This is a genomic window from Streptomyces scopuliridis RB72 (assembly GCF_000718095.1).
Classification (GTDB): Bacteria; Actinomycetota; Actinomycetes; order Streptomycetales; family Streptomycetaceae; genus Streptomyces; species Streptomyces scopuliridis.
The window spans coordinates 270611-295863 of record NZ_JOEI01000018.1 but is presented as its reverse complement, the minus strand read 5'-3'; the positions used below and the strand labels follow the sequence as shown (position 1 = coordinate 295863).

Genomic DNA, 25253 nt, shown 5'->3' with positions numbered 1-25253 from the left:
CTTTACGCACGGAGAGTGAACTGGCAGACACCTGGGGTGAGTTCACTCCAAAGTGGGGTTTCCGGGTTCATATTCGATTCTTGTGGCACATGAGTTCCTCGGGCCCCCACGGTGACGGCGCGTCAGAGGGCAGGAGCGGTACGCCGCTCCCTCCGCCCGGGAGCGCGTAAGGAAGTTCAACGACACCGGCCGCCCCGCGTCACGCCTCCGTCAACCGAGCGCCGCCCCGCCCGGATCGAGCCGGCCCGGGTCGGGCCGGGTCGGGCCGGCCGTCACCGCGCCCAGGTCAGCCGACGATCTGTCCGTTCAGCACGATCCGCCGCGGCGCCGCCAGGACCCGTACGTCCGCGCGCGGATCCTCGCCGTACACCACCAGGTCGCCGGGAGCGCCCTCCTCCAGCGACGGGCGGCCCAGCCACTCGCGCGCACCCCAGGTGGTCGCCGAGAGCGCCGCCAGCGGGGGGATCCCGGCCTTCGTCAGCTCCTCGACCTCGCCCGCCACCAGACCATGGGCCAGACCGCCGCCCGCGTCCGTGCCGACGAAGACCGGGACGCCCGCGTCGTAGGCCGCGCGCACGGTGTCGTAGCGGCGCTCGTACAGCCGGTTCATATGCGCCGACCAGCGCGGGAACTTGTCCTGCCCGCCGGCCGCGAGCCGCGGGAACGTGGCGATGTTGACCAGCGTCGGGACGATCGCGACGCCACGCTCCGCGAAGAGCGGGACGGTGTCCTCGGTGAGCCCGGTCGCGTGCTCGACGCAGTCGATGCCCGCCTCGACGAGATCGCGGAGGGCGGCCTCGGCGAAGCAGTGCGCGGTGACCCTGGCCCCGAGCCGGTGCGCCTCCGCGATGGCCTCCTCGACCTCGGCGCGCGGCCAGCAGGCGGTGAGATCGCCCGCGTCGCGGTCGATCCAGTCACCGACGAGCTTCACCCAGCCGTCGCCGCGCCCGGCCTCCCTGGCGACATACGCGACCAGGTCCTCCGGCTCGATCTCATGGGCGTAGTTGCGGATGTAGCGGCGGGTGCGGGCGATATGGCGGCCCGCTCTGATGATCTTCGGCAGATCCTCGCGGTCGTCGATCCAGCGGGTGTCCGCGGGCGATCCGGCGTCCCTGAGCAGCAGGGCGCCCGCCTCGCGCTCGTCGAGCGCCTGCTTCTCGCTGGTCGCCTCGTCGACCGCGCCGTGGTGGTCGAGGCCGACATGGCAGTGGGCGTCGACCAGGCCGGGCAGCGCCCAGCCCTCGACCGTGAGGACATCGCGGACGCCGGCCGGCCGCTCGTAGGTGATCCTGCCGTCCACGACCCACAGCTCGTCCCTGGCCTCCTCGGGGCCGACGAGCACCCGCCCCTTCACCCGCAGCACCGTGTGATCACTCATGAGCAGCACTGTACGAGGCCGTGAGTACCCTCGACCGGGGAGTTCCGCACAACGGTCCGGCCCCCGCCCCCCGCCCGTCCCGAAGCCCCGCCCACGCGGGGCGGCCCACCGAAGAGAGCACCGCCGTGACACACCCGCTGCTGGACCTGCCCCCGCTGACCGCCGCGCACTTCGCCGCCATCGAGCGCCGCGTGGCCTCGCTCCTCGCCACCGAGAACGATGTCGTGATCATGCAGGGCGAGGCGCTGCTGCCGCTGGAGGGCTGCATCCGCGGCGGCGCGGGGCCCGGTTCCACCGCGCTGAACGTCGTCACGGGGCCGTACGGGCAGACCTTCGGGGACTGGCTGCGCGACTGCGGCGCGGTGGTCGTGGACCTGGAGGTGCCGTTCCATACGGCCGTGACCGCGGAGGCGGTCGAACGGACGCTGGCCGCCCACCCCGAGATCGACTTCGTCTCGCTGGTGCACGCGGAGGCGGCGACCGGCAACACCAACCCGGTCGCGGAGATCGGCGAGGTGGTACGGGCCCATGGCGCGCTGTTCATGCTGGACGCCGTGGCGTCGGTGGCCGCCGAGCCGCTGCTCACCGACGCCTGGGGGGTGGATCTGTGCGTGATCGGCGCGCAGAAGGCGATGGGCGGCCCCGCCGGGGTCTCCGCGGTGTCCGTGAGCGGGCGCGCCTGGGAGCGGTTCGCCGCCAACCCCCGGGCCCCGCGCCGCTCGTACCTCTCGCTCCTCGACTGGAAGGAGCGCTGGATCGACGGCGAGCGCCGGGCGCTGCCGCACGCGCCCGCCCAGCTGGAGATGCTGGCGCTGGAGGCGTGTGTGGAGCGCATCGAGGCGGCCGGCCCGGAGACCGTCATGGCCCGGCACGCCTCGGCGGCGGCGGCCACCCGCGCGGGCGCGCTGGCACTGGGCGGCGGGCTGACGCCGTACGTCCACGAGGCCGCCGAGGCCGCTCCGGTGGCCACGACGCTCCGTACCCCGGCCGGGGTGGACGCCGCCGATGTGGTGGCGAAGGCGCTGGCCGCCGATCCGGCGCTGCCGCTGGTCGCGGGCGGCGGGGCGCTCGCCTCGGAGATGATCCGGGTCAACCACTACGGCGCCGACGCGACCCCGGGCGCGGTGCGGTCCTCGCTGCTGGCGCTGGGCGCGGCGCTCGACGGCTCCGGCGGCGCGGTGGACCCGGAGGCGGCGGTACGGGCGGCCGACGAGGCATGGCGGAGCCGGGCCGCGTCCTAGGCACACCGGACCCGCGGGTGCCGGCCCCATGGCCGCCCCGGCCTTCGGATCATATGTGGTTGCGGTATCCATAAATTGAAGAGGGCATTAATTCGCGAATACGGGAAGATATTTTATTGCGAGCAGCTTCCCGTATTCGTCTGCCCCCATTTCCCTGCCCTAAACACCAAGATTTCATCAGGGTCCCCGGTGTGATTCCGGGCGGTCTCCCGAGCGTTACGGATATGTGACCGAGTCCACAAATCCGCCCGCTTCACCCCACCATATCGCTACATTTTACCCTGTTTTCCGGGCGGCGCACCCGGTGTCACCTGCCCGCGCGATAACACAGCCCGGCGTCTCACCCAACCCCTGGCCAAGATGCATCTTTTGAATTTGCTGGGTAAATTCAATCCGTATGACCGCCGCACAAGCAGACCTTGCAGGCGCCCGAAGCGAATTCCCCCGATCCTTCACGATCGACGCCCCACGAGTGGAGGACGGAGCCGCGATCTGGCGCATCGCCCGCGACTCCGAGGTCCTGGACCTCAACTCCTCGTACAGCTACTTGCTCTGGTGTCGTGACTTCGCCGCCACCTCCCTCGTAGCCCGTGACGAGACGGGATCCCCGATCGCCTTCGTCACGGGGTACGTACGGCCGGAGCGCCCCGAGGCGCTGGTCGTCTGGCAGGTGGCCGTCGACGCGAGCCACCGCGGCCGCGGCCTCGCCGGCACCCTGCTCGACGAGCTGACCGCCCGGGTCACCGAGGAGCGGGGCATCACGGCCGTCGAGACGACCGTGACCCCCGACAACACCGCCTCGGACCGGCTGTTCACCGCGTACGCCGCACGTCACGGCGCGGTGCTCGAACGCGAGGTCCTCTTCGACGGCGGACTGTTCCCCGACGGGGTGCACCAGCCGGAGGTGCTCTACCGCATCGGACCGCTCTCGCCCTGAGCACGCCCGCGCGGGAGCCCGCCGAGGGCTCCCGCGCCGCCGCGCCCGCGTACATCCACGCCGCGCTGAACAACGCTGAAGCGCGCTGAGCCATGTCGCGCCATGTCATGACACGTACGCCGCGCAGGAGCGTCCGAGCCCCGAGCACACTCCCGCTCTCTCCCATCACCGCACTCGCACACCCGAATCGGCAGGAGATCCCCGTGACCATCACCCCGCCCGCACTGAGCGTTTTCGAGACCCTTGAGTCCGAGGTGCGCAGCTACTGCCGCGGCTGGCCCGCCGTGTTCGACCGCGCGCAGGGCGCCCGCCTCACCGACGAGGACGGTCATGGCTACCTCGACTTCTTCGCCGGCGCCGGCTCACTCAACTACGGCCACAACAACCCGGTGCTGAAACGCGCGCTGATCGACTACATCGAGCGTGACGGCATCACCCACGGCCTCGACATGGCGACGACCGCGAAACGCGCGTTCCTGGAGTCCTTCCAGAACGTGGTGCTCCGGCCGCGTGACCTGCCGTACAAGGTCATGTTCCCCGGGCCCACCGGCACCAACGCGGTCGAGTCCGCCCTCAAGCTCGCCCGCAAGGTGAAGGGCCGCGAGTCGATCGTCTCCTTCACCAACGCCTTCCACGGCATGTCGCTGGGCTCGCTCGCCGTCACCGGCAACGCGTTCAAGCGCGCCGGGGCCGGTATCCCGCTGGTGCACGGCACCCCGATGCCGTTCGACAACTATCTGGACGGCCAGACCCCCGACTTCCTCTGGTTCGAACGGCTGCTGGAGGACCAGGGCTCCGGGCTGAACAAGCCCGCCGCCGTCATCGTCGAGACCATCCAGGGCGAGGGCGGCATCAATGTCGCCAGGCCCGAGTGGCTGCGCGCGCTGGCCGATCTCTGCCACCGCCAGGACATGCTGCTGATCGTCGACGACATCCAGATGGGCTGCGGCCGTACCGGCGCCTTCTTCTCGTTCGAGGAGGCGGGCATCACACCGGACATCGTCACGCTTTCGAAGTCCATCAGCGGGTACGGGCTCCCCATGTCGCTCTGCCTGTTCAACCCGGAGCTGGACGTCTGGGAGCCCGGTGAGCACAACGGCACCTTCCGGGGCAACAACCCGGCGTTCGTCACCGCCGCCGCCGCGCTCACCACGTACTGGGCCGACGGCCAGATGGAGAAGCAGACCATCGCCCGCGGTGAGCAGGTGGAACAGGCACTGCTGGCGATCCGCGCCGAGAGCAGCGGCGATGTCCCTGATGTCCGGGGCCGCGGCCTGGTCTGGGGCCTGGAGTTCGAGGACAAGAGCCGCGCGTCCGCCGTCTGCGCCCGCGCCTTCGAGCTGGGGCTGCTGCTGGAGACCTCGGGCCCGCAGAGCGAGGTCGTCAAGCTGCTGCCGCCGCTCACCATCACCGCGGAGGAGCTGGACGAGGGTCTGCGCACCGTGGAACGCGCGGTCCGCGAGACCGCCTGAACTCGTCCCCCCGTACACCCCGTACGGCCCGCCCCAACCCATCGCCACCTGAGAGAAAGGCACCGGAGGCACCGTGATCGTCCGATCGTTCAAGGACATCGAGAACACCGACCGCCATGTGAAGTCGGCCTCGGGCACCTGGGAGAGCAAGCGCATCGTGCTCGCCAAGGAGAAGGTCGGCTTCTCCCTCCACGAGACCATCCTGTACGCGGGTACGGAGACATCGATGTGGTACGCCAACCACATCGAGGCCGTGCTGTGCGTCGAGGGCGAGGCCGAGCTCACCAACGACGAGACCGGTGAGACCCACTGGATCGCCCCCGGCACGATGTATCTGCTGAACGGGCACGAGCACCACACGCTGCGCCCGAAGACCGACTTCCGCTGCGTCTGTGTCTTCAATCCACCGGTGACCGGGCGGGAGGACCACGACGAGAACGGTGTCTACCCGCTGCTGACAGAGGAGGGCTGACCATGACCACCACCCCCGTACGGGCCGATCTGTACCCCACGCGCGGCCTCGGCGAGGTGACCACTCCTCGACAGGACCCCGTCGTCTGGTCCGCACCCGGCGCGCCGGGCCCGATCGCGCCGGACGATCTCGGACGCTTCGAGCGGGACGGTTTCCTCTCGGTCGAGCAGCTGATCGGCCCGGACGAGGTGGCGCTCTACCGCGCCGAGCTGGAGCGGCTGATCACCGACCCGGCGGTACGGGCGGACGAGCGCTCGATCATCGAGCCCAAGTCCCAGGACGTACGGTCCGTCTTCGAGGTCCACCGCATCAGCGAGATCTTCGCCGGACTCGTACGCGACGAGCGGGTGGTAGGACGCGCACGGCAGATCCTCGGCTCCGAGGTCTATGTGCACCAGTCCCGGATCAACGTCAAGCCGGGCTTCGGCGCCTCGGGCTTCTACTGGCACTCGGACTTCGAGACCTGGCACGCGGAGGACGGGCTGCCGAACATGCGGACCGTATCGGTCTCCATCGCGCTGACCGAGAACTTCGACACCAACGGCGGCCTGATGATCATGCCCGGGTCGCACAAGTCGTTCCTGGGCTGCGCGGGCGAGACCCCGCAGGACAACTACAAGCAGTCGCTGAAGATGCAGGACGCCGGCACGCCCTCGCACGAGGCGCTGACGGCTCTGGCCGGCCAGCACGGGATCAAGCTCTTCACGGGCAAGGCCGGTTCGGCGACCTGGTTCGACTGCAACTGCATGCACGGCTCGGGCGACAACATCACGCCGTACCCGCGCAGCAATGTCTTCATCGTGTTCAACAGCGTGGAGAACGCGGCGGTGGCGCCGTTCGCGGCGCCGGTGCCGCGGCCGGACTTCATCGGGGCCAGGGACTTCACCCCGGTGCGCTGATACGTCGTGAACGCGCGGGGCGCGGGGCCGGTCGTCACGACCGGCCCCGCGCCCCTTTCCGTCGGCCGGTCCCGGTCAGCTCTCCAGGGCCGGGTAGTCGAGGTAGCCCTTGTCGTCGCCGCCGAAGAACGACGCCGGGTCGGGGGTGTTGTACGGGCCGTCCGTCTTGAGCCGGGCCGGCAGATCGGGGTTGGCGAGGAAGAGCGCGCCGAAGGAGAGCAGATCGGCGGTGCCGTCCTCGATCAGCGCCAGCTCGCCGGCGCCGGTGAAGCCGTCGGTCGCGGCGTTGAGGATGAACGTCCCGGAGAACAGCTTGCGCAGGGCGACCGTCAGTTCGCGGTTGTTCTCGATCAGATGCAGATAGGCGAGGCCGATCGGCTCCAGCTGCTTGACCAGAGAGGTGTACACGGGCTCCGGGTCGGGCTCCGACACCCCGTTGTAGGGGTTGCCGGGCGAGATCCGGATCGCGGTCCGCTCGGCGCCGATCTCCGCGGCGACCGCGCGGGTCACCTCGACCGCGAAGCGGATCCGGGCCTCGTCGGAGCCGCCCCACTCGTCGGTGCGCAGATTGGAGTTGGGGGCCAGGAACTGGTGGATCAGATAGCCGTTGGCGCCGTGCAGCTCGACGCCGTCGAAGCCGGCCTCGACCGCGTTGCGGGCCGCCGCGGCGAAGTCCGCGATCGTCTCCCGTACTTCGTCGGAGGTCAGCTCGCGCGGGGCGATGAAGTCCTTGGGTCCGTCATGGGTGAAGACCTGCCCCGGCGCGGCGACGGCGGAGGCGCCGACCGGGACGAGGCCGTCCGGCAGCAGGACCGGGTGGCCGATCCGGCCGGCGTGCATGATCTGCGCGAAGATCTTGCCGCCCTTGGCGTGCACGGCGTCGGTGACCCTGCGCCAGGCCGCGATCTGCTCCGTGCTGTGCAGTCCGGGGGTGTCGGGGTAGCCCTGGCCGACGACGGAAGGCTGGGTGCCCTCGGTGATGATCAGCCCGGCGGAGGCCCGCTGCGCGTAGTACTCCACCATCGAGTCGGTGGGCGAGTTACCGGGGCCGAAGGCCCGGCTGCGGGTCATCGGGGCCATGGCGATGCGGTTGGTGAGCTGCGTACCGGACAGATCGATCGGGTCGAACGCGGTGGTCATAGGGGCTCCATAGCGGTCGTGAAGAGGGCGGCTACAAGGGCATGGCAACATACGGCCGACACATTATGCGGTCGGCCAAGTAATCAACCGCGAGTCACCCGGGTCCATTCCCGGGGTCGATTATTGGCCAACCAAGCTAAACTCGCTGACATGACCTCGGACCCGCCCGCGACCTCTGACACCCCCGCCTGTCCCGACAGACTGCCCGCCGCCGCGCGCGGCGGCCCGCTCAGCCACGCCATCTCCCGGGTCGCCCGGCTGCATCGGATCGCCGCGGGGAAGCTGCTGCGGCGCACCGGCCTCTACCCGGGCCAGGAGTTTCTGATGATGCACCTGTGGGACGCGGACGCGGTACGGCAGTCCGAGCTGATCAAGTCGATGGATCTCGACCCCTCGACGGTCACCAAGATGCTCCAGCGGCTGGACCACGCGGGGTACGTACGGCGCTCCGCCGACCCCCGGGACCGGCGCGCCGTACTGGTCACGGCCACCGGCGACAGCTGCACACTGCGCTCCGAGGTCGAGGGCGCCTGGACGGAGCTGGAGGAGCACACCCTCGCGGGTCTCGACGACACCGAACGCGCGGAGCTGGCCCGGCTGCTCGCGAAGGTCGAGGCCAACCTGTGCACGGAGGCGGCGAACTGTCCGGAACGGCCGTCAGTCCATCCGGCCGGCCGAAGCGGAGGCGGCCAGCGCGATCAGTGAGGCCGTCTCGTCCAGCGCGTGCGGGTCCTCCGTGAGCCTGCTGGTGGCGATCCGGACGTGGGGGCGGGAGTAGGCGACACAGAAGCGGCTGCCCGGTGAGACGGTGACGCCCCGGGCCGCCAGGGTGACCAGCGCGGACGTCTCGTCCACCACCGGCACCCAGAGCATCAGCCCGTCCCGGTTCGCGGTGGGCACCCCGTGCGCGGCGAGGCGCGTGGCCAGGGCGGTGCGCCGCAGGTCGTAGCGGCGGGCGGCGGCGCGTACGTGCCCGGTCGTGCCGTCGTCGGTGAGCAGATATGCCAGCGCGTCCTGGAGGATCCGGCTGGTCCAGCCCGTACCGAACGTACGCAGCACCCGCGCCCGTTCGACGACTTCCTTGGGGCCGCCGACCACCGCGATGCGCAGATCGGGCCCGTACGACTTGGAGTACGAGCGCACCAGGACCGTGCGGCCCGGCAGATGCGCGCCGATGCTCGCGGCCGGTGCCATGGCGACGGGGCCGATGCCGTCGTCCTCCAGGACGAGCACGTTCGGGGCGCCCTCCAGCGTCGCCGCCAGCGCCGCCGCCCGCTCCTCGCCGACCGTCCAGCCGCAGGGCGCCTGGGCCCTCGACTGGTGCAGGAAGAGCGCCGGGCGCTGTTCGAGCGCCCGCGCGAGGGAGTCGGGGAGCGGCCCCTCGGCATCGCAGGCGACGGGCACGATCTGCGCGTCGAGCGCTTCGAGGATGTCCAGCAGCCGCGCGGCGGTCGGATCCTCCACCGCGACCCGGTCGCCCGGCACGATCAGCGCCTGGCAGAGCAGTTGCACCCCTTCGTAGCCGCCCCCCACGGCCATCCAGGCTTCCGGTTCGAACGGCCAGGTGCCCTGTACGGCGTCCAGCAGCGCGGCCGTGATGGCCGAGCGTGAGTAGTCGTTGAGCCGCGGACTGCGTGCCCCGGCGAGGAGGGCGTCCTCCAGCGCGGGCAGCAGGGCCGGATCGGGGGCCGCGACGGCGAGATCCAGCGTCAGATGCGAGCCGAGGTCACCGACGCGCTCGAAGCGGACCGGGTGCGGGACCGCCGGCGGGCCGCTGACGACGCTGCCGCGCCGGCCGAGCGTGGTGATCATCCGGTGTCTGCGCAGCACCGCCCAGGCGTCCGCGACGGTACCGGGGCTGACGCCCAGCTCGGCGGCGAGGGCGCGGACGGTCGGCAGCGTGCTGCCGGGCGCCAGCTCCCCGGAACGGATGAGGTCCGTCATGACGGCGGCGACCCCGCGCGCGCTGGTGTCCGTGATGCGCCCGGCCAGCCTGGCCGCGCCGCGCGGACCGGCCGCCCATGTCCTGTCGACCGCGTTCTCCTGCATCGCCCACCCCTCGTCGGGCCGAACCCTGGCATGTGCTGCGTAGGTTACGGCATGGAAAATTTATGTTCGGACACAAACCAGATCTTGTTTGCCCTATCGCTGAACAATAGTGTTCCAGCCATCGCACGGCCGGATATGGCTGATTGAGGCTGAATACGGGCTATGCGTGACGTTGCGAGAAAACGCACCACCTGCAAGGAGTGTCTGCTGTGTCATCTCCCGTGATCCGTCTGGGACTTCGCGACTGGGACCATGTCGTACCGCTGGCCACGGGGATGGTGGGGGTAGCGGGCTTCACGGTCCGGGTCGACTCACGGGACGTCACCCCCGACGTACTCGCCGAGCCCTCTCTCGACGGGGGCGAGACCTCGTTCAGCCGCTATGTCCAGGCCCGCGCGGCGGGTGACGACCGGCTGGTCGGGCTGCCCGCGTTCGTCATGCGCGGCTTCCGGCAGCGCTGCGTGCTGGTACGGGCCGACAGCCCGCTGCGCTCCCTCGGCGAGCTGGCCGGGGCCCGGATCGGGCTCACCGGCTGGCCGGACTCCGGCAACACCTGGACCCGCGCCCTGCTGCGCGCCGAAGGGGTGGATCTCACGGGCGTCGAGTGGCGCGTGGGGCCCCTGGTTCTCGGGGAGTCGGGCAAGGACCGGCTGGGCAGCAGGCCGCTCCCGTCGTATGTCTCGGCCATGGCCGAGGGCGAGTCGCTGGAGGAGGAGCTCGCCGCCGGCCGGCTGGACGCGATCCTCACCCCGTTCATGCCGCGGGAGCTGTTCACCCCGGCCAGCCGCTTCCGGCATCTGCTCCACGATCACCGGGCCGCCGAGCGCGACTACTGGGCGGCCACCGGGTTCGTCCCCGGAATCCATCTGGTCACGCTCAAACGGGAGATCGTCGAGGCCCATCCCGCGCTGCCCGGCGCGCTGCTCGCGGGGCTGGAACGGTCCAAGCGCCGCTGGGTCGAGCGCCGCCGGCTGCTCGCCGACACCACCCCGTGGCTGCTGGGCGAACTGACCGAGTCGGCGCTGCTGTTCGGCGACGACTGGATGCCGTACGGGGCCGAGCCCAACGCGGAGATGACCCGCGCCTTCTGCGAGGAGCTGTACGCGCAGGGGATCTGGCCCGAGCCCATCGATCCGGGCGTGGTGTTCCCCGAGGCCGCGCTCGCGACCGTACCGGCCGACTCCGCCCTTCTCACCGCGCCCGCCGCCGTGCCCGCCGCCCTACCCGCCGTCTGAACCACCCGGAGCCCGTCACCATGCGCATAGCCGTCGGACAATTCGCCGCCACCCCTGACTGGAAGGACAATCTGGCCGCCTGCCAGGAGCTGACCGTCGAGGCCGAGCGGGGCGGCGCCGATCTGCTCGTACTCCCCGAAGGCGTCCTGGCCCGCTTCACCGAGGACCGCCACCGCATCCGTGAGGTCGCCCAGCCCCTGGACGGCCCGTTCGTCACCGAGTTGCGTGCCTCCACCGTCGGCGGCCATGTCACCGTCGTCGTCGGAATCCATGAACCGTCCGACGACGGCCGGGTGTTCAACACACTCGTGGCGCTGCGCGACGGGGAGCTGGTCGGCCGTTACCGCAAGATCCATCTCTATGACGCGTTCGGCGACCAGGAGTCGGCGAACGTACGGCCTGCGGACGAGCCGCCCGTCGTCATCGAGGTGGCCGGCACCAAGGTCGGCCTGATGACCTGCTACGACGTGCGCTTCCCCGAGCTGGCCCGGCTGCTCGTCGACGCGGGCGCCGAGGTGCTCGCGCTGCCCGCGGCGTGGGTGCGCGGCCCGGCCAAGGAGCGCCACTGGGAGGTCATGATCACGGCGCGGGCGCTGGAGAACACCTGCTGGGTGGCAGCCAGCGGCGAGTGCGGTCCGCGCAATATCGGCAACAGCCTCGTCGTGGACCCGCTCGGCACCGTCCGCTCCCGGCTCGCCGCCGTACGCGGTCTCGCCTGGGCCGAGGCCGACCCCGGCATCACGGCGGCGGCCCGCCGGGCGCTGCCCGTCCTGGCCAACCGTCGGTTCGCCGTCGACCCGACCGTCATCCCCCTCCCCCTCCCCCTCGCAGGATCCGGAGCCCACTGATGAGAGTCCCGATGAGTTTTCCGAAGACATTTCCGAAGAGATTTCCGAAGAGTGCCGCGTTCGCGGCCACCACCGCCCTCTCCTGTTGTCTCGTCCTCGCGGGCTGCGGCACCAACCCGCCCCAGTCCCAGGGCGCCACGGACAGCGCGGCCGGCACCGGTTCCGCGGCACAGACGAAACTGACCGTGGACAAGGAGCTGAACGCGCTGCTGCCCGAGAAGGCGCGTACCTCCGGCAAGCTGGTGTCGGTCAACAACGGCTCCTTCCCGCCGTACGAGATCGCCGGTTCCGACGGGCACAGCCTCACCGGTGCCTCCGCCGATCTCTCCGACGCGCTCGGGCAGCTCCTCGGCGTCACGATCGAGCATGTGACGGCGGACGGCCTGCCCAGCGAGCTGACCGGTATCAAGGCGGGCCGCTACGACCTCGCCATCGGCCCGGTCGGGGACTTCAAGGACCGCCAGGGCGCCAACGACTTCGTCGACTGGGTACAGGAGTTCGTCGTCTTCGCCGTACCGAAGGGGAACCCGCACGGCATCAAGGACCTCGACAGCACCTGCGGGCAGCGGATCGCGGTCATGGGCGGCGGCTCGGCGGAAGGCGTGATCAAGACGCAGAACGAGAAGTGCGTCAAGGACGGCAAGCCGGCCGTCAAGATCCAGTCCTACAAGGACCAGCCCGGCTCCATCCTGGCCGTACGCTCCGGCCGCGCCGACGCCTTCTTCTCCTCGCAGGCGCCCCTCACCTACTTCGTCGCGCAGGCCAAGGGCGACCTGGAACTGACCGGCACGGGCCAGTCCAACGGCTTCGACGACCTGTACCAGGGCGCCGTCGTCGCCAAGGACTCGCCGCTGCGCGACGTACTCGTCAAGGCGATCCAGAAGCTGATCGACAACGGCACCTACGGCCAGGTCATGAAGAAGTGGGGGCTGTCCGCCAACCAGCTCGACAAGCCCGGTGTCAACCTCGGCGCCTGATCCCGGTCCTCGGCGTCCGATCCCAGTTAGGAGGTGAGCCGACCATGGCCACCGCACACTCCCCGACCACCACGACCACCACGAAGGCCACGCAGTCCGCACAGGAGGACACCGCCGCCGCGCCGGACACGGTCCCCGCCGTGGACGTGGCCGGAGCCGCCCCCGTCCGTCATCCGCTGCGCTGGCTCTCGGTCCTGGTCCTCGCGGTCCTGGCCGCGCAGCTCGGCCACTTCCTGGTGACCAACCCGAACTTCGAATGGTCCACCGTCGGCGGCTACTTCGGCGCGCAGGTCATCGGAGAGGGCATCGCCACGACGATCGAGCTGACCGTGGTCGCCATGCTGATCGGCATCGTCGGCGGCGTACTCGTCGCGGTGGGCCGGATGTCGGAGAACCGCGTGCTGAGCGCGGTCTGCGGGGCGTATGTCTGGTTCTTCCGCGGCATCCCCGTCCTGGTGCAGCTGGTCTTCTGGTACAACCTCTCGGCGCTGCTGCCCCGGATCTCGTTCGGGGTGCCGTTCGGGCCGGAGTTCATCGGCGGGCAGACCAACTCGCTCATCACGCCGCTGCTCGCCGCCATCCTCGGCCTCGGTCTCAACGAGGCCGCGTACATGGCCGAGATCGTGCGCGGCGGTCTGCTCGGCGTCGACCAGGGCCAGACGGAGGCCGCCGCCGCGCTCGGTATGGGCAGGGCGCGGATCCTGCGGCGCGTGGTGCTCCCCCAGGCCATGCGGTTCATCGTGCCGCCCACCGGCAGCCAGGTGATCAACATGATGAAGGCCACCTCGCTGGTGAGCGTCATCGCCCTGGCCGATCTGCTCTACACCGTCCAGTCGATCTACAACCGCACCTTCGAGACCATCCCGCTGCTGATCGTCGCGTGCCTCTGGTACCTGGTCATGACGTCCGTGCTGTACGTCGGCCAGTCGTTCATCGAGCGGTACTACGCGCGCGGGGCGACCCGTAACGCGCCCCAGGGCTTCTGGGACTTCGCGTTCTTCCGCCGCCGCGCGGCCCCGTTCCCTGCGGCGCGGGAGCGGTCGACACCGTCGACACCGGAGAAGGAGACCCGATGATCAAGGACGCTCTCGCGACGGACGCCCCGGCGGACCCGGTGGATCCGGCGACGGCGGGCCCGCCCCTCGTCGTGGCCCACGATGTCCACAAGCGGTTCGGCCACCTGGAAGTGCTGCGCGGCATCGACCTCGAAGTGCGCGCGGGCGAGGTCGTGGTGCTGCTGGGCCCGTCCGGGTCGGGCAAGTCGACCTTCCTGCGGTGCATCAACCATCTGGAACAGATCGACGCGGGCTCCATCCATGTCGGCGGCCGGCTGATCGGCTACCGCCGGTCCGGCTCCCGCGTCCACCATCTGCGCCCCCGCGAGGTGACCCGGCAGCGCCGTGACATCGGCATGGTGTTCCAGCACTTCAATCTCTTCCCGCATCTGACCGTGCTGAGCAATGTCATGGAGGCCCCGGTGGGGGTGCTCCGTACGCCGAAGGCCGAGGCACGGGAGACGGCGCTGGCGCTGCTGGAGCGCGTGGGCCTGTCGGACAAGGCGAGCGCCTATCCGCGCCAGCTCTCCGGCGGCCAGCAGCAGCGCGTCGCCATCGCCCGCGCCCTGGCGATGCGGCCGGAGCTGATGCTCTTCGACGAGCCGACCAGCGCCCTGGACCCGGAACTCGTCGGCGAGGTGCTGGCCACGATGCGCGATCTGGCCCGGGACGGTCTCACCATGCTCGTGGTGACCCATGAGATCGGCTTCGCGAAGGAGGTGGCGGACCGGGTGGTCTTCATGGACGGCGGGCGGGTACTGGAGAGCGGCACGCCCCGGGAGGTACTCGACCACCCCACCCACGAACGCACCCGGGCCTTCTTGGGACGCTTCCTCTAGAAGACGTCCGGCTCCGGAAGGTAGAAGACGTCCGGCTCCGGAAGGCGTCCCCGGTGACGCGCGCGTCAACAGCCCCGCCGACCGCTCAGCACCGCTCAGCCGGCGAGCACGTCCAGCGCCCGGTCCACGTCGGCGGTGGTGTTGTAGAGGTGGAACGCCGCCCGTACGTACCCGGCGCGTACCGACACCGCCACCCGCGCCCGCCGCAGATCGGGGTGACGGTCCGTCAGTCCAGGGACGGACACGATCGCCGACTCGCCGGGGACCGGTTCGTGGCCGAGCCCGGTCAGTCCCGCACGGAAGCGGGCGGCGAGTGCGGTGTCATGGGCGTGGATCGCGTCGATTCCGATCTCCTCCAGCAGCGCGAGGGACTGCTCGGCGCCGTAGTACGAGAGGAAGGCAGGCGGTTCGTCGAAGCGGCGCGCGGTGGTGGCCAGCCGCTCGACGGGACCGTACGTACTGCCCCACACATCCTCGGCGGCCACCCAGCCCGCGTGCCGCGGCAACAGTGACCCCTGCGCTTCCTCGGTCACGGTGAGGAAGGACGTACCGCGCGGGCAGAGCAGGAACTTGAACCCGCCGGTCACGGTGTAGTCGTACGCCCCGGCGTCGAGCGGCAGCCAGCCGGCCGACTGCGTCGCGTCCAGCAGCGTACGGGCGCCGTGCGCCGCCGCGGCGGCGCGGATCGCGGGCAGATCGGCGACCCTGCCGTCCGCGGACTGGGCCGAGGAGAAGGCCACCAGCGCCGTGCCCGGCCGCACCTCCCCGGCCAGCTTCTCCAGCGGCGCGTACCGGAGCACGAGATCGCCGCGGACGGCGAACGGGGTGATGACGGAGCTGAACTCGCCCTCGGGGAAGAGGACTTCGTCACCCGGCCGCAGGGAGGACGCGATCAGCCCGACATGCACGGCGACCGAGCCGCCCACCGCGACGCGCTCGGCCGGGACCCCGGCCAGCCGGGCGAAGGAGTCGCGCGCGGCGTCCACGGTCTCGAAACCGCCCGCACCCTCACCGCCCCGGCCGGTCGCGTTGTCCCGGGCCAGCGCCTGTACGGCCTCGACCGACCTGCGGGGCAGCAGACCGCAGCTGGACGTGTTCAGATACGTCATATCCGGCGCGAACTCGGCGCCTCCCAGGGAGTCCATGAATCCACCCTGGAACCCGGCCACCTCATAGTCAATTGCGCAATGGTGAAGGGAACACCCAAGCAGTCCTTATGAATGGGCCCCGGCCTGCGGAATCTCGCAGGAGCCGTCGGTGTCACAGACCGCGGCGTCCGGCGACGACGTGCCGACGGGCGTGATCGTACGGCCCTGCCACGCCTGCTCCAGCGCCTGCGTGAACACCTCGGCCGGCTGCCCGCCGGAGACGCCGTAGCGCCGGTCGAGCACGAAGAACGGCACCCCGTTCGCGCCCAGTTCGGCGGCCTCGCGCTCATCGGCCCGTACCTCGTCGGCGTACGCGTCCGCGTCGGCGAGCACCCCGCGGACCTCCGCCTCGTCCAGACCGGCCTCGACGGCAAGCGACACCAGGGTCTCCTGGTCGTAGACGGAGCGCTCCTCGGCGAAGTTCGCCCGGTACGCGAGGTTCAGCAGTTCTTCCTGGCGGCCCCGGGCCTTGGCGAGGTGCAGCAGCCGGTGGATGTCGAACGTACTGCCGTGATCGCGCCCCTCGATCCGGTAGCCCAGCCCCTCGGACCGTGCGTTGGCGGCGACGCCCTCCTCCATGGCGAGCGCCTCCGTACGGCTGCGCCCGTACTTGGCGGCCAGCATGTCGACGACCAGCCCGGTGTCCCCCTTGGCGTGCCCCGGATCCAGCTCGAACGACCGGTGCACCACCTCGACCTCGTCCCGGTGGGCGAAGGCCGCGAGCCCCTTCTCGAACCGGGCCTTTCCGATGTAGCACCAGGGACAGGCGATGTCGCTCCAGATTTCGACGCGCATGTTTCCGCTTCTCTCCAGGGTCGTGGGTGTCGTATACCAGGGGTGTCCGGAGGCAGCCTCCGCCCCCTCGGCAACGCATCCGCGCCCCGTGGGATTCCCGGCCGTCGCGAGAGGCCGTCACGGGAGGCCCTTACGAGAGGTGGTGCGGCACCTGGTGGATGTAGGAAGCACCGCAGGCGTGGCAGAGGGGCTGCCCGGCGGGCGTGCCCCACGCGTCCGCCGTCAGTGTGACGGCGTCCGGGTCCAGCTCGCGCCCGCACAGCGCGGTCGTCTGGTCCAGTCGCGTGATGTGCCATACCTCGAATCGGGGTTCCGGGTCACGGGGTGAGGCGCCCTCCGCGTACTCCGCGCGCATTTCGTATTCCATGCTCGGTCTCCTGATCGGCGTAATGGCCCACGGAATGTGGTGGTCCACGGAATCCAGTGGCCCACGGAACGACGACGCATGGTTGCCCGCTTTCCCGGACGGTTGAAACAGGGGCCGGTCTCTCCCTGTGGACAGAGAAACACCCCGTCCGGCTCGGTGAGCGGACGGGGCGGGCGGTGTCCTTCAGAAACGCTCGAAGAAGAGGACGGACCGCAGTTTGAGGCGCTCGCTCGCCGAGCCGCCGGGGCGGAGGGTGTATTCCTCGCCGTCGCAGTCCGGCCCGGTGAAGACGAGCGCGGCGGCCGTCGTGTGGTTGCGCGGCGTATGCGCGGGCGGTACGTATTCACCGGCCGCTTCGGGGAGGGTGATGCAGACCAGGTTGTCGGGGTCCACCAGTCCGCCGACCCGTGGCTTTCCCGCGATGTCCGTATAGACATAGGTGAATTCACCTTCGGCCGCCGAAGCGGAGCCGGGTACGGAGACGAGCAGGGCGAGGGCGCCGACGGCGGCGGCCAGGGGAGCGCGAAGACGCATGCGGGGTGACTCCTTTGTCGTGATGCCATGAGGCTCCACGACATGGCCCCCACGCGCGGCTTATCGCCGGATGCGTCACCCGAAAGCGGTCGGGAATCGCTCTTCTGACACCTAAGGGGAGCACGCGTGCGAAAGCCGGTCCGGCGGTCACAGAATTCCCCTTCTCCATTCGCGGGTCAGCAGATATCCGAGGTACACACCCCCGATGGCCATCGTGTAAATGCCGACGGGCAGATTCTCGAAGAGGGGCAGCTGCTGCGCGGCGAGATCCGCGAGCACCAGCAGCAACGCGCCGACCAGCGAAGCCAGCGTCAGATGGGGGCCGGAGCCGCGGGTGAGCCGCTTGGCGATCTGCGGCGCGGTCAGCGCGATGAACGCGATGGGGCCCGCGACGCTGACCGCTCCGGCGGAGAGCACGATCGACAGGGTGACGGCGACGCTCTTCGTCGTCCCCGGCTCGGAGCCGAGCCCGCCGGCGAGTTCGTCGCCCATCTCGCCGATGTCGAGCCGGCGCGCGATCAGCGCGGTGAGCGGGGCCACCACGAGCAGCACGAGCCAGATCGTGCCGGCGTCGTCCCAGGACCGGGCCGCCAGACTGCCGTTGACATAGGCGGTGAGGACGGACGCCTTGTCCCGTTCCACGGCGTAGACCACGTACTGGATGACCGCCGTGGCGATCGCGGCGACCCCGATACCGGCCACCACGAGCCGCCCCGGGTTCCGGAATCCGCTCCCGGTCGATACGTACACCAGCACCATGGCGAACACGGCTCCGGCGAGCGCGCCCATCGGCACCGGCAGCGTCCCCGGCAGGAACAGCGCCACGATCGCGGCGCCCGCCCCCGCCCCGGCGTTGAGTCCGATCACATCGGGGCTGCCCAGGGGGTTACGGGTGACGGACTGGAAGAGCGCGCCCGACAGGCCGAGCGCCGCGCCGGTGCCCACCGCGACCACGAGCCGCGGGCCGCGCAGCCGCTCCAGTACGAACGCGTCCTTCCCCTCCGCGCCGCCCGTGACGGCGCCCGCGAGGTCGGCGAGCGGGATACCGAGCCGCCCCAGCGAGAGCGTGGCGACCGCGCCCGCGACGATCAGGATCAGCAGGACGGCCGCGGTGATCACGGAGATACGGCGCACGGGCAGCGCCACGACGCGACCGACCGTCAGATAACCGGGTGGCGAGGCCAGTCCCCCGGTCCGGCTCCCGGTCCGGCTCCCGGTCCGGGTCGGCGTCATGAGGTCCCCTTCATCCGGCGTACGGCGTAGAGCAGCGCGGGCGCTCCGATGAACGCGGTCACGACCCCGACCATCAGCTCCTGCGGGCGCAGGACGACCCGGCCCGCCACATCCGCCATGAGCAGCAGCGCGGGACCGGCGACGGCCGAGAACGCGATCTGGAGCCGGAAGTCGACCCCGACCAGCGCCCGCACCAGATGCGGAACGGCCAGTCCGACGAAGGCGATGGGGCCGACGGCCGCGGTCGCCGCCGCGCTCAGCAGCGTCGCCGCGAACAGTCCGGCCCCGCGCACCAGCGCCGGGTTCGCCCCGAGGGACGCGGCGGACTCGTCGCCGAGCGCCATCGTATTGAGGCCGGGGCCCAGCAGCAGGGCGATCAGGAGCCCGAACGCGGCGAACGGCAGCACCGACAGCAGGACATCGAAGTCCCGGCCGCCGAGGGCGCCGACCACCCAGTACCGGTAGCTGTCGAAGACCTTCGGCCTGCTCAGCGTGACGGCCTGGATGAACGCCATCAGCACCGCGGAGAGCACCGCCCCCGCGAGCACCAGCCGCACCAGGGACGTACTCGCCCCCGCCGATCCGATGGCATGGACGAGCAGCCCGGCGAGCAGGGCGCCGGGCAGTGCCCACCACATGGTGTCGGTGGTGCCCGAGGCCCCCAGGAACGCCGTCGCGGCGACGACGCTCGCGGCGGCGCCCGCGTTGATCCCGAGGAGCCCGGGGTCGGCCAGCGGGTTACGGGTGACCCCCTGCATCAGGGTGCCTGCCACGGCGAGACAGAGCCCGGCGAGCAGCCCGAGCGCGGTCCGCGGGTAGCGGCTCTCGACCACGGTGGTCACATAGGGATCGGCAGTGCCGGAGAGTACGTCGAGGACCTCGCCGAACGAGGTGTTCCTGCTGCCGAACATGACGCTCGCGAGTACGGCGCAGGCGAGTACGGCCACCCCGATGAGCAGGGCGTACACCCGCCGGGAGGTGCTGGTCATCCCGCCATGTCTCTCTGATCGGGCTCGGGTCACTTGTCGAGCTTGGCGACGGCCTTGTCGATCAGCGGCAGATAGCGGTCGATGACCCAGGGGACGGTGAGCGGATTGATGATGGACGACGCCGTGACGAAGGAGTTGTCGTCACTGGCGACCACGGCGCCGCGCTTGACGGCCGGGATCGCCGCGTACAGCTTCTGCGCCTCGGTCTCCTTGCGGGTCTTGGCGTCGGTGTAGAACGTGAAGACCAGGTCGCTGTCGGCGAGCTTCTCGGCGTTCTCAAGGCCGATCAGCGCGGAGTCGGTGCCCTTGGTCTCCTTGAAGGTGTTCACGACCGGATCGACGGTGAGCCCGAGGGACGAGACCATCTCGACCCGCTGCTCCTCACTCTGGAACACACCGAGGGTGCCGGGGCCGGAGGTGTAGATGTACGAGAACGAGACGTCCTTGTAGTCCGGCCGGGTCGCCGCGGCGTCGGCGAGCTGCTTCTCGATCTTCGAGGTGAGGGTCTTCGCCTCGGCGGGCTGCCCCAGCGCCTTGGCGATGAGGTCGATCTGCTCGTCCCAGTTCGTGCTCCACGCCAGATCGGGGTACGCGACGGTCGGCGCGATGTCGGAGAGGATGTCGAACTGCTCCTGGGTGACGCCCGACCACGGGGCCAGGATCACATCGGGTTCGAGCTCGGTGATGGCCTCGAAGTCGATGTCCTCACCGCCCGTGAACTGCGTCGGCAGCTTGTCGCCCGCCTTGGTCACGGCCTCGTGGATCCACGGCAGATAGCCGGTCTTGTCGCTGCCCCACTCATAGCTCTCGATACCCACGGGCGTGTGGCCGAGCGCGATGGCCGTCTCGGCGGAGCCCTGCCCCAACGTGACGACACGTTCGGGCTGTTCGGATATCTTCGCGTCGCCGAGGGCGCTCTTGATCGTGACCGGGAAGGCTCCGGATCCGCCGCTCCTGTCCGACGCGCCGGCGGGCTCCGGGTCGCCCGACGAGCAACCGCCGAGAACGAGTGCGAACGCGGCGGCGGTGGCCGAGGCGGCGAGCGTCCGACGACGCGCGCGGGTGAACCAGGCTGGCATGAATGTCCTTCAGGTTTTTGTGGGCAGCGTGGACGCACCCCACGATCGCAAGCACTTAGGCAAGCCTAAGCTAAGTGAGATCTGCCTTCAACCGGCCCCTCCCTGGCGCCCTGCCGGGACCTACGGGTGAGTGTCCGCGGGGAGCCGGTCGAGCCGGCGCAAACACGTGCCGTGCCAGGTGAGTTCACCGAGGGGTACGGCGAGGCTCAGCCGTGGGAAGCGGCGGAAGAGACCGGTCAGCGCCTCGTGCACGAGCCGGCGCCCGAGCGCCGCGCCGAGGCAGTAATGGGGGCCGTGCCCGAAGGAGAGATGCCCGGCGGCGGTACGGCGGTGCGCGTCGGCGTGCAGCGGGTCGGGCCAGGTGGTGGCGTCGAGATTGGCGGCGAGTACGGACGTGACGACCACGGCGCCGCGTGGCAGCGGGACGCCCGCGAGGGCGCAGTCGTCCCGGGTGAACCGCCAACCCGTGTGCTGGAAGGGCGGATTCAGCCGCAGGATCTCCTCGGTGACCGCCGCCGTATACGCGGGGCCGCCGCCGTGACCGTCGCCGAGGCCGTGCCGTACCTCGGGGCGCCGCAGGGCCATGAGGGCGCCCGCCGGGACGACGGTGGAGAGCGAGTCGACCGTACCGATCAGCAGCATGCCGAGCATCCCGGCCAGTTCGGCGTTGCCGATCCGCCCGCTCTGCCGGGCGTGCAGCAGCGCCGTGGCGGCGGTGGGGACCGGGGAGCGGCGCGCCGTGCCGATGATGTGCAGGACGGTCTGGGCGAAGACGCGGTGCGCCGACCGGGCCTCTTCGGTGCCGGGGACCGCGCCGCTGGCGGCGAGCGCGGCCGTCACCGCCGCGTCGCACCGCTCGGGGACGATGCCCAGGATCTCCCCGGCCGTCGCCCCGGCCAGCGGCAGGGCGAGATCGGTGACGATGTCGATCCGGTCGCGCCCGGCCAGCGAGCCGAGGATCCGGGCCAGGGCATTCCGCAGCCGTGCGCCCGTACGCTCCGTCGCGGCGGCGGTGAAGTACGGGGCGACGATACGGCGCAGCCCGCGGTGGCGTTCCCCGGACGCGGAGAGCAGCTGCGGCGCGTGGGAGAAGAAGTCCTCGGGGTAGCGGCGGTCGGGAAAGCCCTGCACCGGCTCGCCCACCTCACCGATGTCGTTGGTCAGCCGCGGGTCGGTGAGGGCACCGCGCGCCACGGCGGGGTCCGTGGCGGCCCACGCGCGCAGACCGCCGCCGAGCGTGACCGGACGCAGGGCGGGCCCGTCCGGTGCGGTGAGGCGCTGCGCGGCGGCGGTGAATCCGCGCTCGTGCAGCGCCGGACAGGCCAGCGGGACCGAGACCGGGACCGGACCCGGGGTCGGCAGAGGTGCGCCCGTCATGCGGTGGTGAAGACGAGGGCGGTGTTCTGCCCGCCGAAGCCGACGGACGTGCTGGCCACGGCGCTCATCCGGTGCTGCCGGGGCACTTTGCTGACGATGTCGAGGCCGATCGCGGGGTCGGGCCGGTCCAGATTGGCGGTCGGATGGATGGTCTGGGTGGTGAGGGTCAGCACGCTGACCGCGGCCTCGATCGCCCCGGCGCCCGCGATGGCGTGCCCGATGACGCTCTTGGTGGCGGTGACGGGCGGCGGCGTACCGAAGACGGTACGCAGGGCCTCCGCCTCGCTGATGTCGTTGGCCGGTGTCGAGGTGGCATGGGCGTTGACATGGCCGATGTCGGCGGGGGTGAGTCCGGCGCCGGTCAGAGCGGTGCCCAGCGCCTGTACGGTGCCGCGTCCCCGCGGGTGCGGGCTGGTCCAGTGGTGGGCGTCGCAGCTGGACCCGTGACCGGCCAGCCGCGCGTGGACGGCCGCCCGGCGGGCCCTGGCGTGGCCGGTCTCCTCCAGGACGAGGATGCCCGCGCCCTCGCCGAGGACGAAGCCGTCCCGGTCCGCGTCGAAGGGCCGGGAGGCCCCGGCGGGGTCGTGCCGGCGCGTGGACAGCGCGCCCATCCGCCAGAACGCTCCGGCGGCCAGCCGCGAGGATCCGGCGGATTCGCTGCCTCCGGCGATGACGATGTCGCAGGTCCCGGAGATGATCAGATCGTGGGCGAGACCGAGGGCGGTGGCGCCGGAGGCACAGGCCGTACTGACCGCGAAGTTGGGCCCGGTGGCCCGGCAGTCGATGGCGATCTCGGCGGGCGCCATGTTGGGCATGGAGCGGGGCACGATCGTCGGCGAGAGCGCCCGGTGGGCGCCGCGTGCCAGCTGTTCGTACGAGAGCGGCGCGGTGTCCTGGCTGCTGGCGCCCACACCGATGACGACCCCGACCCGGTCGCCGTCCCAGTCCGTCGGGTCGAGCCCGGAGTCGGCGAGGGCTTCCCGCGCGGTGAGCAGCGCGAGATGCACGAACCGGTCGGTGCGCCAGACGATCCGCCGGCCGATGGCCGCCGACGCGTCGAAGTCCGGGATCCGGCAGGAGAAGTCGACGGGCAGACCGGCCAGCCGGTCGTCCGGCGCGGCGGTGGAGGTGCCCTCGCACAGCCGCTCCCAGGTCGCCTTCGTCCCCACGCCCGCGGGGGTGGTCAGACCGAGGCCGGTGACCGACACCGAGCGCCGGGTCATGAGGCGGCGGCCGCTGTCGCGCGCAGCTGCGCGAAGGCCTCGGCGGCCTGCGCCAGCGTGACGGCCGGCGAGAAGGCTCCCTCGATCTCGGGGAGTTCGAGACCGAGCTGGTCCTCCAGGACGACGACGGTCTCGGCCAGGGCGAGCGAGTCCATGTCCAGGTCCTCGAAGGTGGTGGTCGGAGTGATCTCGGCCGGGTCGATGCCGAAGTGCTCGGTGACGATGGCGATGATCCGGGCTTCCATCGAATCGCTGATGGTCTCTCCTCGGGTTGGTGGCCGCGTCAGCGGGCCATGAGGGGTGGGGTGAGTGCCGCGTCCAGGTACGGGTTGTCGACCGGGGCCGGGGGGCGTACCAGCCGGCGGCGTTCCAGCTCGCACAGGCTGGTGCGTTCATAGCGCCGCCGCAGCCCGAGATAGGCCGTGGCCTCGGCGCCGTACAGATCCACGGCACGCTCCAGGCCGCTGGGGCAGGGCCGTTCGGGGACCAGCGCGAGACGCAGCCAGGGGACGGACCGCTGGAGCGCTTCGTTCACCCGGGTCACCGGTGTCTCGGTCGGGTGCACGATGTGGTGGACGCGCGCCCCGGGCGGGACGTCCGAGGTGTCGGTGGTGGTCGCCTGCTCGGCGAGGCGCAGCATCGCGCGGGCCGCGGCGTCGACCTGCAAGAGATTGATGCTGGCGTCCGGGGCGCCCAGCAGCCGGATGGTCAGCCTCCCCGTGGCGTCGAGCGGGGCGGAGGAGGCGTCGAGGAGGGCCCGGGGGCCGTGCCTCAGGAAGAGGGCGAGCTTGGCGGCCAGTACGGCATAGGTGTGCTGCGGGGCGCGTGGCAGGGCGGTCCGGTCGCTGAGCAGCACACTGGGCCGGAAGACCGTGGCGCACCGGCCCTGCGTACGCGCCCAGTCGTGGACCAGCCGCTCGGCGCGGTGCTTGGACTCCTCGTACGGGGTGAGAAAGCCGGACGCCTCCAACTGCCGCTCCGGTACGACGCCGTCGAGCCGCGCTCCGGCCACGAACGCGGTGCTGACATGGAACAGCTGCGGGGCGCGGCGGCCGGCCGCGGCCAGCGCGAGGATCTGCCGGGTGCCCTCGACATTGGTGCGGTGCAGTTCCCCGGCGTCTCCGTGCAGTTTGGTCAGCGCGGCACAGTGCAGAACGGCGTCCACACTGTCCGCGACGGCCTGGAACTCGCCCTCGGACAAGCCGAGTCGGGGACGGTCGAGGGTGATCTGAACGGCCTGTACCTGGTGCGCCACCCGCTGTACGGTCTCGGCCGGCGCCCCGGCCGAGCGCAGGGCCAGCGCGAGTGAGGCCATGGCCCGGTGCGGGGGCTTGCGTACCAGCGCCACCACCCGGGTGCCCTGCGGCAGCAGATGCAGCAGCAGATACGAGGCGAGGAAGCCGGTGGCTCCGCTGACGGCGATCGTGGAGTCGGCCAGGGCGGGGGTGGCCGAGCCGGGGCCGGGGCCGGGCGCTCGGGGTTCGGGGCCGGGGCTGGCGGCGGGGCCGTTGTACGGGGCGGGACGGGGGTCCGGGTTGGGGCCGGGGCCGGGCACTTCGGATGCGGATTCGGGTTCTGGGTCGGGCAATTCGGGGTCGGGCATGCCGTCTCTTCACATTCTTCGCGGGGAGCGTCCACTCGCTCGGAGACCCACTCATCGCCCCGGAGTTCACCCGGAACCGGCTCACGAGGAGACCGAACTTATCCCGGCCGACCGGCCTTAACCGCTCCTTATGCGCGGCGAGAGGGCCTTCCACTCCATCGAGTGACTTACCTGCTTTACGTATAGCCCGATGGATTCACTCGTGTGAAGGCGGACCGGTATCGGCCGTGCCGGAGACGGGCACCGCGTCGTTCCCTCCGTGGCATTGCCCCTCGTCCGCATTGCCCCCTCGTCGTACGCCGATCGTCGTACACCGAACCGGAAGGAGCGGCGCATGGACGCGCGCGACATCGGCGCCGAGCC

Annotated in this window: 25 protein-coding genes; 11 read left to right on the top strand and 14 right to left on the bottom strand. The window is 71.0% G+C overall.

What is annotated here, in order from left to right:
- Positions 1 to 286: 286 nt before the first annotated feature.
- Positions 287 to 1378 carry an amidohydrolase family protein gene (locus tag IF11_RS0123785; protein WP_030353740.1) on the bottom strand — a complete coding sequence of 364 codons (1092 nt, stop codon included), beginning with the start codon at positions 1376 to 1378 and terminating at the stop codon, positions 287 to 289.
- A 125-nt stretch (positions 1379 to 1503) separates the two neighbouring features.
- Between IF11_RS0123785 and IF11_RS0123780 the strand changes: the two genes are divergently transcribed.
- The 5 genes from IF11_RS0123780 to thpD all read left to right on the top strand — a co-directional run bounded on the left by IF11_RS0123780 (position 1504) and on the right by thpD (position 6399).
- A complete protein-coding gene (locus IF11_RS0123780) occupies positions 1504 to 2619 on the top strand; it encodes a pyridoxal-phosphate-dependent aminotransferase family protein (RefSeq protein WP_030353739.1) in 1116 nt (371 codons plus the stop codon).
- 397 nt (positions 2620 to 3016) lie between these two features.
- Complete coding sequence (gene ectA, locus IF11_RS0123775; RefSeq protein WP_078490878.1) at positions 3017 to 3556, top strand: diaminobutyrate acetyltransferase; 540 nt, start codon at positions 3017 to 3019, stop codon at positions 3554 to 3556.
- Positions 3557 to 3759: 203 nt separating this feature from the next.
- Complete coding sequence (gene ectB / locus IF11_RS0123770; RefSeq protein WP_030353737.1) at positions 3760 to 5028, top strand: diaminobutyrate--2-oxoglutarate transaminase; 1269 nt, start codon at positions 3760 to 3762, stop codon at positions 5026 to 5028.
- Between the two features lie 73 nt (positions 5029 to 5101).
- A complete protein-coding gene (locus IF11_RS0123765) occupies positions 5102 to 5500 on the top strand; it encodes an ectoine synthase (RefSeq protein WP_030353736.1) in 399 nt (132 codons plus the stop codon).
- Positions 5501 to 5502: 2 nt separating this feature from the next.
- A complete protein-coding gene (thpD, locus tag IF11_RS0123760; RefSeq protein WP_030353735.1) occupies positions 5503 to 6399 on the top strand; it encodes an ectoine hydroxylase in 897 nt (298 codons plus the stop codon).
- A 75-nt stretch (positions 6400 to 6474) separates the two neighbouring features.
- Here thpD and IF11_RS0123755 read toward each other — a convergent pair whose 3' ends face one another.
- Positions 6475 to 7539, bottom strand: a complete 1065-nt coding sequence (locus IF11_RS0123755; protein ID WP_030353734.1) for an alkene reductase — start codon at positions 7537 to 7539, stop codon at positions 6475 to 6477.
- Between the two features lie 150 nt (positions 7540 to 7689).
- Here IF11_RS0123755 and IF11_RS0123750 point away from each other — a divergent pair, with 150 nt between their 5' ends.
- Positions 7690 to 8244: a MarR family winged helix-turn-helix transcriptional regulator gene (locus IF11_RS0123750; protein ID WP_030353733.1), complete on the top strand. Its 555-nt coding sequence runs from the start codon at positions 7690 to 7692 to the stop codon at positions 8242 to 8244.
- On the opposite strand, the gene IF11_RS0123745 is transcribed toward IF11_RS0123750, so the two are convergent.
- The gene (locus IF11_RS0123745) at positions 8197 to 9588 is read right to left on the bottom strand and encodes an aminotransferase class I/II-fold pyridoxal phosphate-dependent enzyme (RefSeq protein ID WP_030353732.1); all 1392 of its coding nucleotides are present in this window, start codon (positions 9586 to 9588) and stop codon (positions 8197 to 8199) included. The two genes, IF11_RS0123750 and IF11_RS0123745, sit on opposite strands and share 48 nt — an antisense overlap.
- Before the next feature lie 209 nt (positions 9589 to 9797).
- On the opposite strand from IF11_RS0123745, the gene IF11_RS0123740 reads away from it, so the two are divergent.
- Genes IF11_RS0123740 through IF11_RS0123720 form a run of 5 tightly spaced genes read left to right on the top strand, consistent with a single transcriptional unit; the run spans position 9798 to position 14542 of the window.
- On the top strand, positions 9798 to 10823 hold the full coding sequence (locus tag IF11_RS0123740; protein ID WP_030353731.1) for a substrate-binding domain-containing protein: 1026 nt from the start codon (positions 9798 to 9800) through the stop codon (positions 10821 to 10823).
- A 20-nt stretch (positions 10824 to 10843) separates the two neighbouring features.
- Positions 10844 to 11671 carry a nitrilase-related carbon-nitrogen hydrolase gene (locus IF11_RS0123735; RefSeq protein ID WP_030353730.1) on the top strand — a complete coding sequence of 276 codons (828 nt, stop codon included), beginning with the start codon at positions 10844 to 10846 and terminating at the stop codon, positions 11669 to 11671.
- 11 nt (positions 11672 to 11682) lie between these two features.
- The gene (locus IF11_RS0123730; RefSeq protein ID WP_037728383.1) at positions 11683 to 12648 is read left to right on the top strand and encodes an ABC transporter substrate-binding protein; all 966 of its coding nucleotides are present in this window, start codon (positions 11683 to 11685) and stop codon (positions 12646 to 12648) included.
- 44 nt (positions 12649 to 12692) lie between these two features.
- Positions 12693 to 13724 carry an amino acid ABC transporter permease gene (locus IF11_RS0123725; RefSeq protein ID WP_078490877.1) on the top strand — a complete coding sequence of 344 codons (1032 nt, stop codon included), beginning with the start codon at positions 12693 to 12695 and terminating at the stop codon, positions 13722 to 13724.
- Entirely contained in the window at positions 13721 to 14542 is an 822-nt protein-coding gene (locus IF11_RS0123720; protein WP_078490876.1) for an amino acid ABC transporter ATP-binding protein, read from the top strand. Before IF11_RS0123725 ends, IF11_RS0123720 begins: the two co-directional genes overlap by 4 nt.
- Before the next feature lie 95 nt (positions 14543 to 14637).
- Here IF11_RS0123720 and IF11_RS0123715 read toward each other — a convergent pair whose 3' ends face one another.
- From IF11_RS0123715 to IF11_RS0123665, 11 genes are all read right to left on the bottom strand, one after another.
- Entirely contained in the window at positions 14638 to 15687 is a 1050-nt protein-coding gene (locus tag IF11_RS0123715) for an aminotransferase class V-fold PLP-dependent enzyme (protein WP_030353726.1), read from the bottom strand.
- 69 nt (positions 15688 to 15756) lie between these two features.
- Entirely contained in the window at positions 15757 to 16485 is a 729-nt protein-coding gene (locus tag IF11_RS0123710) for a DsbA family oxidoreductase (RefSeq protein ID WP_030353725.1), read from the bottom strand.
- Positions 16486 to 16615: 130 nt separating this feature from the next.
- Positions 16616 to 16852 (bottom strand): hypothetical protein, encoded by a 237-nt coding sequence (locus tag IF11_RS0123705; RefSeq protein WP_030353724.1) that lies wholly within the window; start codon positions 16850 to 16852, stop codon positions 16616 to 16618.
- Between the two features lie 183 nt (positions 16853 to 17035).
- A complete protein-coding gene (locus IF11_RS0123700) occupies positions 17036 to 17386 on the bottom strand; it encodes a hypothetical protein (RefSeq protein ID WP_030353723.1) in 351 nt (116 codons plus the stop codon).
- Positions 17387 to 17533: 147 nt separating this feature from the next.
- The gene (locus tag IF11_RS0123695) at positions 17534 to 18619 is read right to left on the bottom strand and encodes a FecCD family ABC transporter permease (RefSeq protein WP_078490875.1); all 1086 of its coding nucleotides are present in this window, start codon (positions 18617 to 18619) and stop codon (positions 17534 to 17536) included.
- Positions 18616 to 19608 (bottom strand): FecCD family ABC transporter permease, encoded by a 993-nt coding sequence (locus IF11_RS0123690; RefSeq protein ID WP_030353721.1) that lies wholly within the window; start codon positions 19606 to 19608, stop codon positions 18616 to 18618. The genes IF11_RS0123695 and IF11_RS0123690 overlap by 4 nt, the downstream gene beginning before the upstream one ends.
- A 29-nt stretch (positions 19609 to 19637) precedes the next feature.
- Positions 19638 to 20687 carry an iron-siderophore ABC transporter substrate-binding protein gene (locus IF11_RS0123685; RefSeq protein ID WP_030353720.1) on the bottom strand — a complete coding sequence of 350 codons (1050 nt, stop codon included), beginning with the start codon at positions 20685 to 20687 and terminating at the stop codon, positions 19638 to 19640.
- A 120-nt stretch (positions 20688 to 20807) separates the two neighbouring features.
- Entirely contained in the window at positions 20808 to 22064 is a 1257-nt protein-coding gene (locus tag IF11_RS0123680) for a cytochrome P450 (protein ID WP_030353719.1), read from the bottom strand.
- Complete coding sequence (locus tag IF11_RS0123675; protein WP_030353718.1) at positions 22061 to 23287, bottom strand: beta-ketoacyl-[acyl-carrier-protein] synthase family protein; 1227 nt, start codon at positions 23285 to 23287, stop codon at positions 22061 to 22063. The genes IF11_RS0123680 and IF11_RS0123675 overlap by 4 nt, the downstream gene beginning before the upstream one ends.
- Positions 23284 to 23532 carry a phosphopantetheine-binding protein gene (locus IF11_RS0123670; RefSeq protein ID WP_037728381.1) on the bottom strand — a complete coding sequence of 83 codons (249 nt, stop codon included), beginning with the start codon at positions 23530 to 23532 and terminating at the stop codon, positions 23284 to 23286. The genes IF11_RS0123675 and IF11_RS0123670 overlap by 4 nt, the downstream gene beginning before the upstream one ends.
- A 38-nt stretch (positions 23533 to 23570) precedes the next feature.
- Complete coding sequence (locus tag IF11_RS0123665; RefSeq protein ID WP_078490874.1) at positions 23571 to 24890, bottom strand: SDR family oxidoreductase; 1320 nt, start codon at positions 24888 to 24890, stop codon at positions 23571 to 23573.
- Positions 24891 to 25253: the final 363 nt, after the last annotated feature.

Excerpts from the sequence above, each read along its gene's own strand:
- IF11_RS0123785 (WP_030353740.1), bottom strand. The coding sequence starts at position 1,378 with ATGAGTGATCACACGGTGCTGCGGGTGAAGGGGCGGGTGCTCGTCGGC.
- ectA (WP_078490878.1), top strand. The coding sequence starts at position 3,017 with ATGACCGCCGCACAAGCAGACCTTGCAGGCGCCCGAAGCGAATTCCCC.
- thpD (WP_030353735.1), top strand. The coding sequence starts at position 5,503 with ATGACCACCACCCCCGTACGGGCCGATCTGTACCCCACGCGCGGCCTC.
- IF11_RS0123755 (WP_030353734.1), bottom strand. The coding sequence starts at position 7,539 with ATGACCACCGCGTTCGACCCGATCGATCTGTCCGGTACGCAGCTCACC.
- IF11_RS0123750 (WP_030353733.1), top strand. The coding sequence starts at position 7,690 with ATGACCTCGGACCCGCCCGCGACCTCTGACACCCCCGCCTGTCCCGAC.
- IF11_RS0123745 (WP_030353732.1), bottom strand. The coding sequence starts at position 9,588 with ATGCAGGAGAACGCGGTCGACAGGACATGGGCGGCCGGTCCGCGCGGC.
- IF11_RS0123735 (WP_030353730.1), top strand. The coding sequence starts at position 10,844 with ATGCGCATAGCCGTCGGACAATTCGCCGCCACCCCTGACTGGAAGGAC.
- IF11_RS0123730 (WP_037728383.1), top strand. The coding sequence starts at position 11,683 with ATGAGTTTTCCGAAGACATTTCCGAAGAGATTTCCGAAGAGTGCCGCG.
- IF11_RS0123725 (WP_078490877.1), top strand. The coding sequence starts at position 12,693 with ATGGCCACCGCACACTCCCCGACCACCACGACCACCACGAAGGCCACG.
- IF11_RS0123720 (WP_078490876.1), top strand. The coding sequence starts at position 13,721 with ATGATCAAGGACGCTCTCGCGACGGACGCCCCGGCGGACCCGGTGGAT.
- IF11_RS0123715 (WP_030353726.1), bottom strand. The coding sequence starts at position 15,687 with ATGGACTCCCTGGGAGGCGCCGAGTTCGCGCCGGATATGACGTATCTG.
- IF11_RS0123710 (WP_030353725.1), bottom strand. The coding sequence starts at position 16,485 with ATGCGCGTCGAAATCTGGAGCGACATCGCCTGTCCCTGGTGCTACATC.
- IF11_RS0123705 (WP_030353724.1), bottom strand. The coding sequence starts at position 16,852 with ATGGAATACGAAATGCGCGCGGAGTACGCGGAGGGCGCCTCACCCCGT.
- IF11_RS0123700 (WP_030353723.1), bottom strand. The coding sequence starts at position 17,386 with ATGCGTCTTCGCGCTCCCCTGGCCGCCGCCGTCGGCGCCCTCGCCCTG.
- IF11_RS0123695 (WP_078490875.1), bottom strand. The coding sequence starts at position 18,619 with ATGACGCCGACCCGGACCGGGAGCCGGACCGGGAGCCGGACCGGGGGA.
- IF11_RS0123690 (WP_030353721.1), bottom strand. The coding sequence starts at position 19,608 with ATGACCAGCACCTCCCGGCGGGTGTACGCCCTGCTCATCGGGGTGGCC.
- IF11_RS0123685 (WP_030353720.1), bottom strand. The coding sequence starts at position 20,687 with ATGCCAGCCTGGTTCACCCGCGCGCGTCGTCGGACGCTCGCCGCCTCG.
- IF11_RS0123680 (WP_030353719.1), bottom strand. The coding sequence starts at position 22,064 with ATGACGGGCGCACCTCTGCCGACCCCGGGTCCGGTCCCGGTCTCGGTC.
- IF11_RS0123675 (WP_030353718.1), bottom strand. The coding sequence starts at position 23,287 with ATGACCCGGCGCTCGGTGTCGGTCACCGGCCTCGGTCTGACCACCCCC.
- IF11_RS0123670 (WP_037728381.1), bottom strand. The coding sequence starts at position 23,532 with ATGGAAGCCCGGATCATCGCCATCGTCACCGAGCACTTCGGCATCGAC.
- IF11_RS0123665 (WP_078490874.1), bottom strand. The coding sequence starts at position 24,890 with ATGCCCGACCCCGAATTGCCCGACCCAGAACCCGAATCCGCATCCGAA.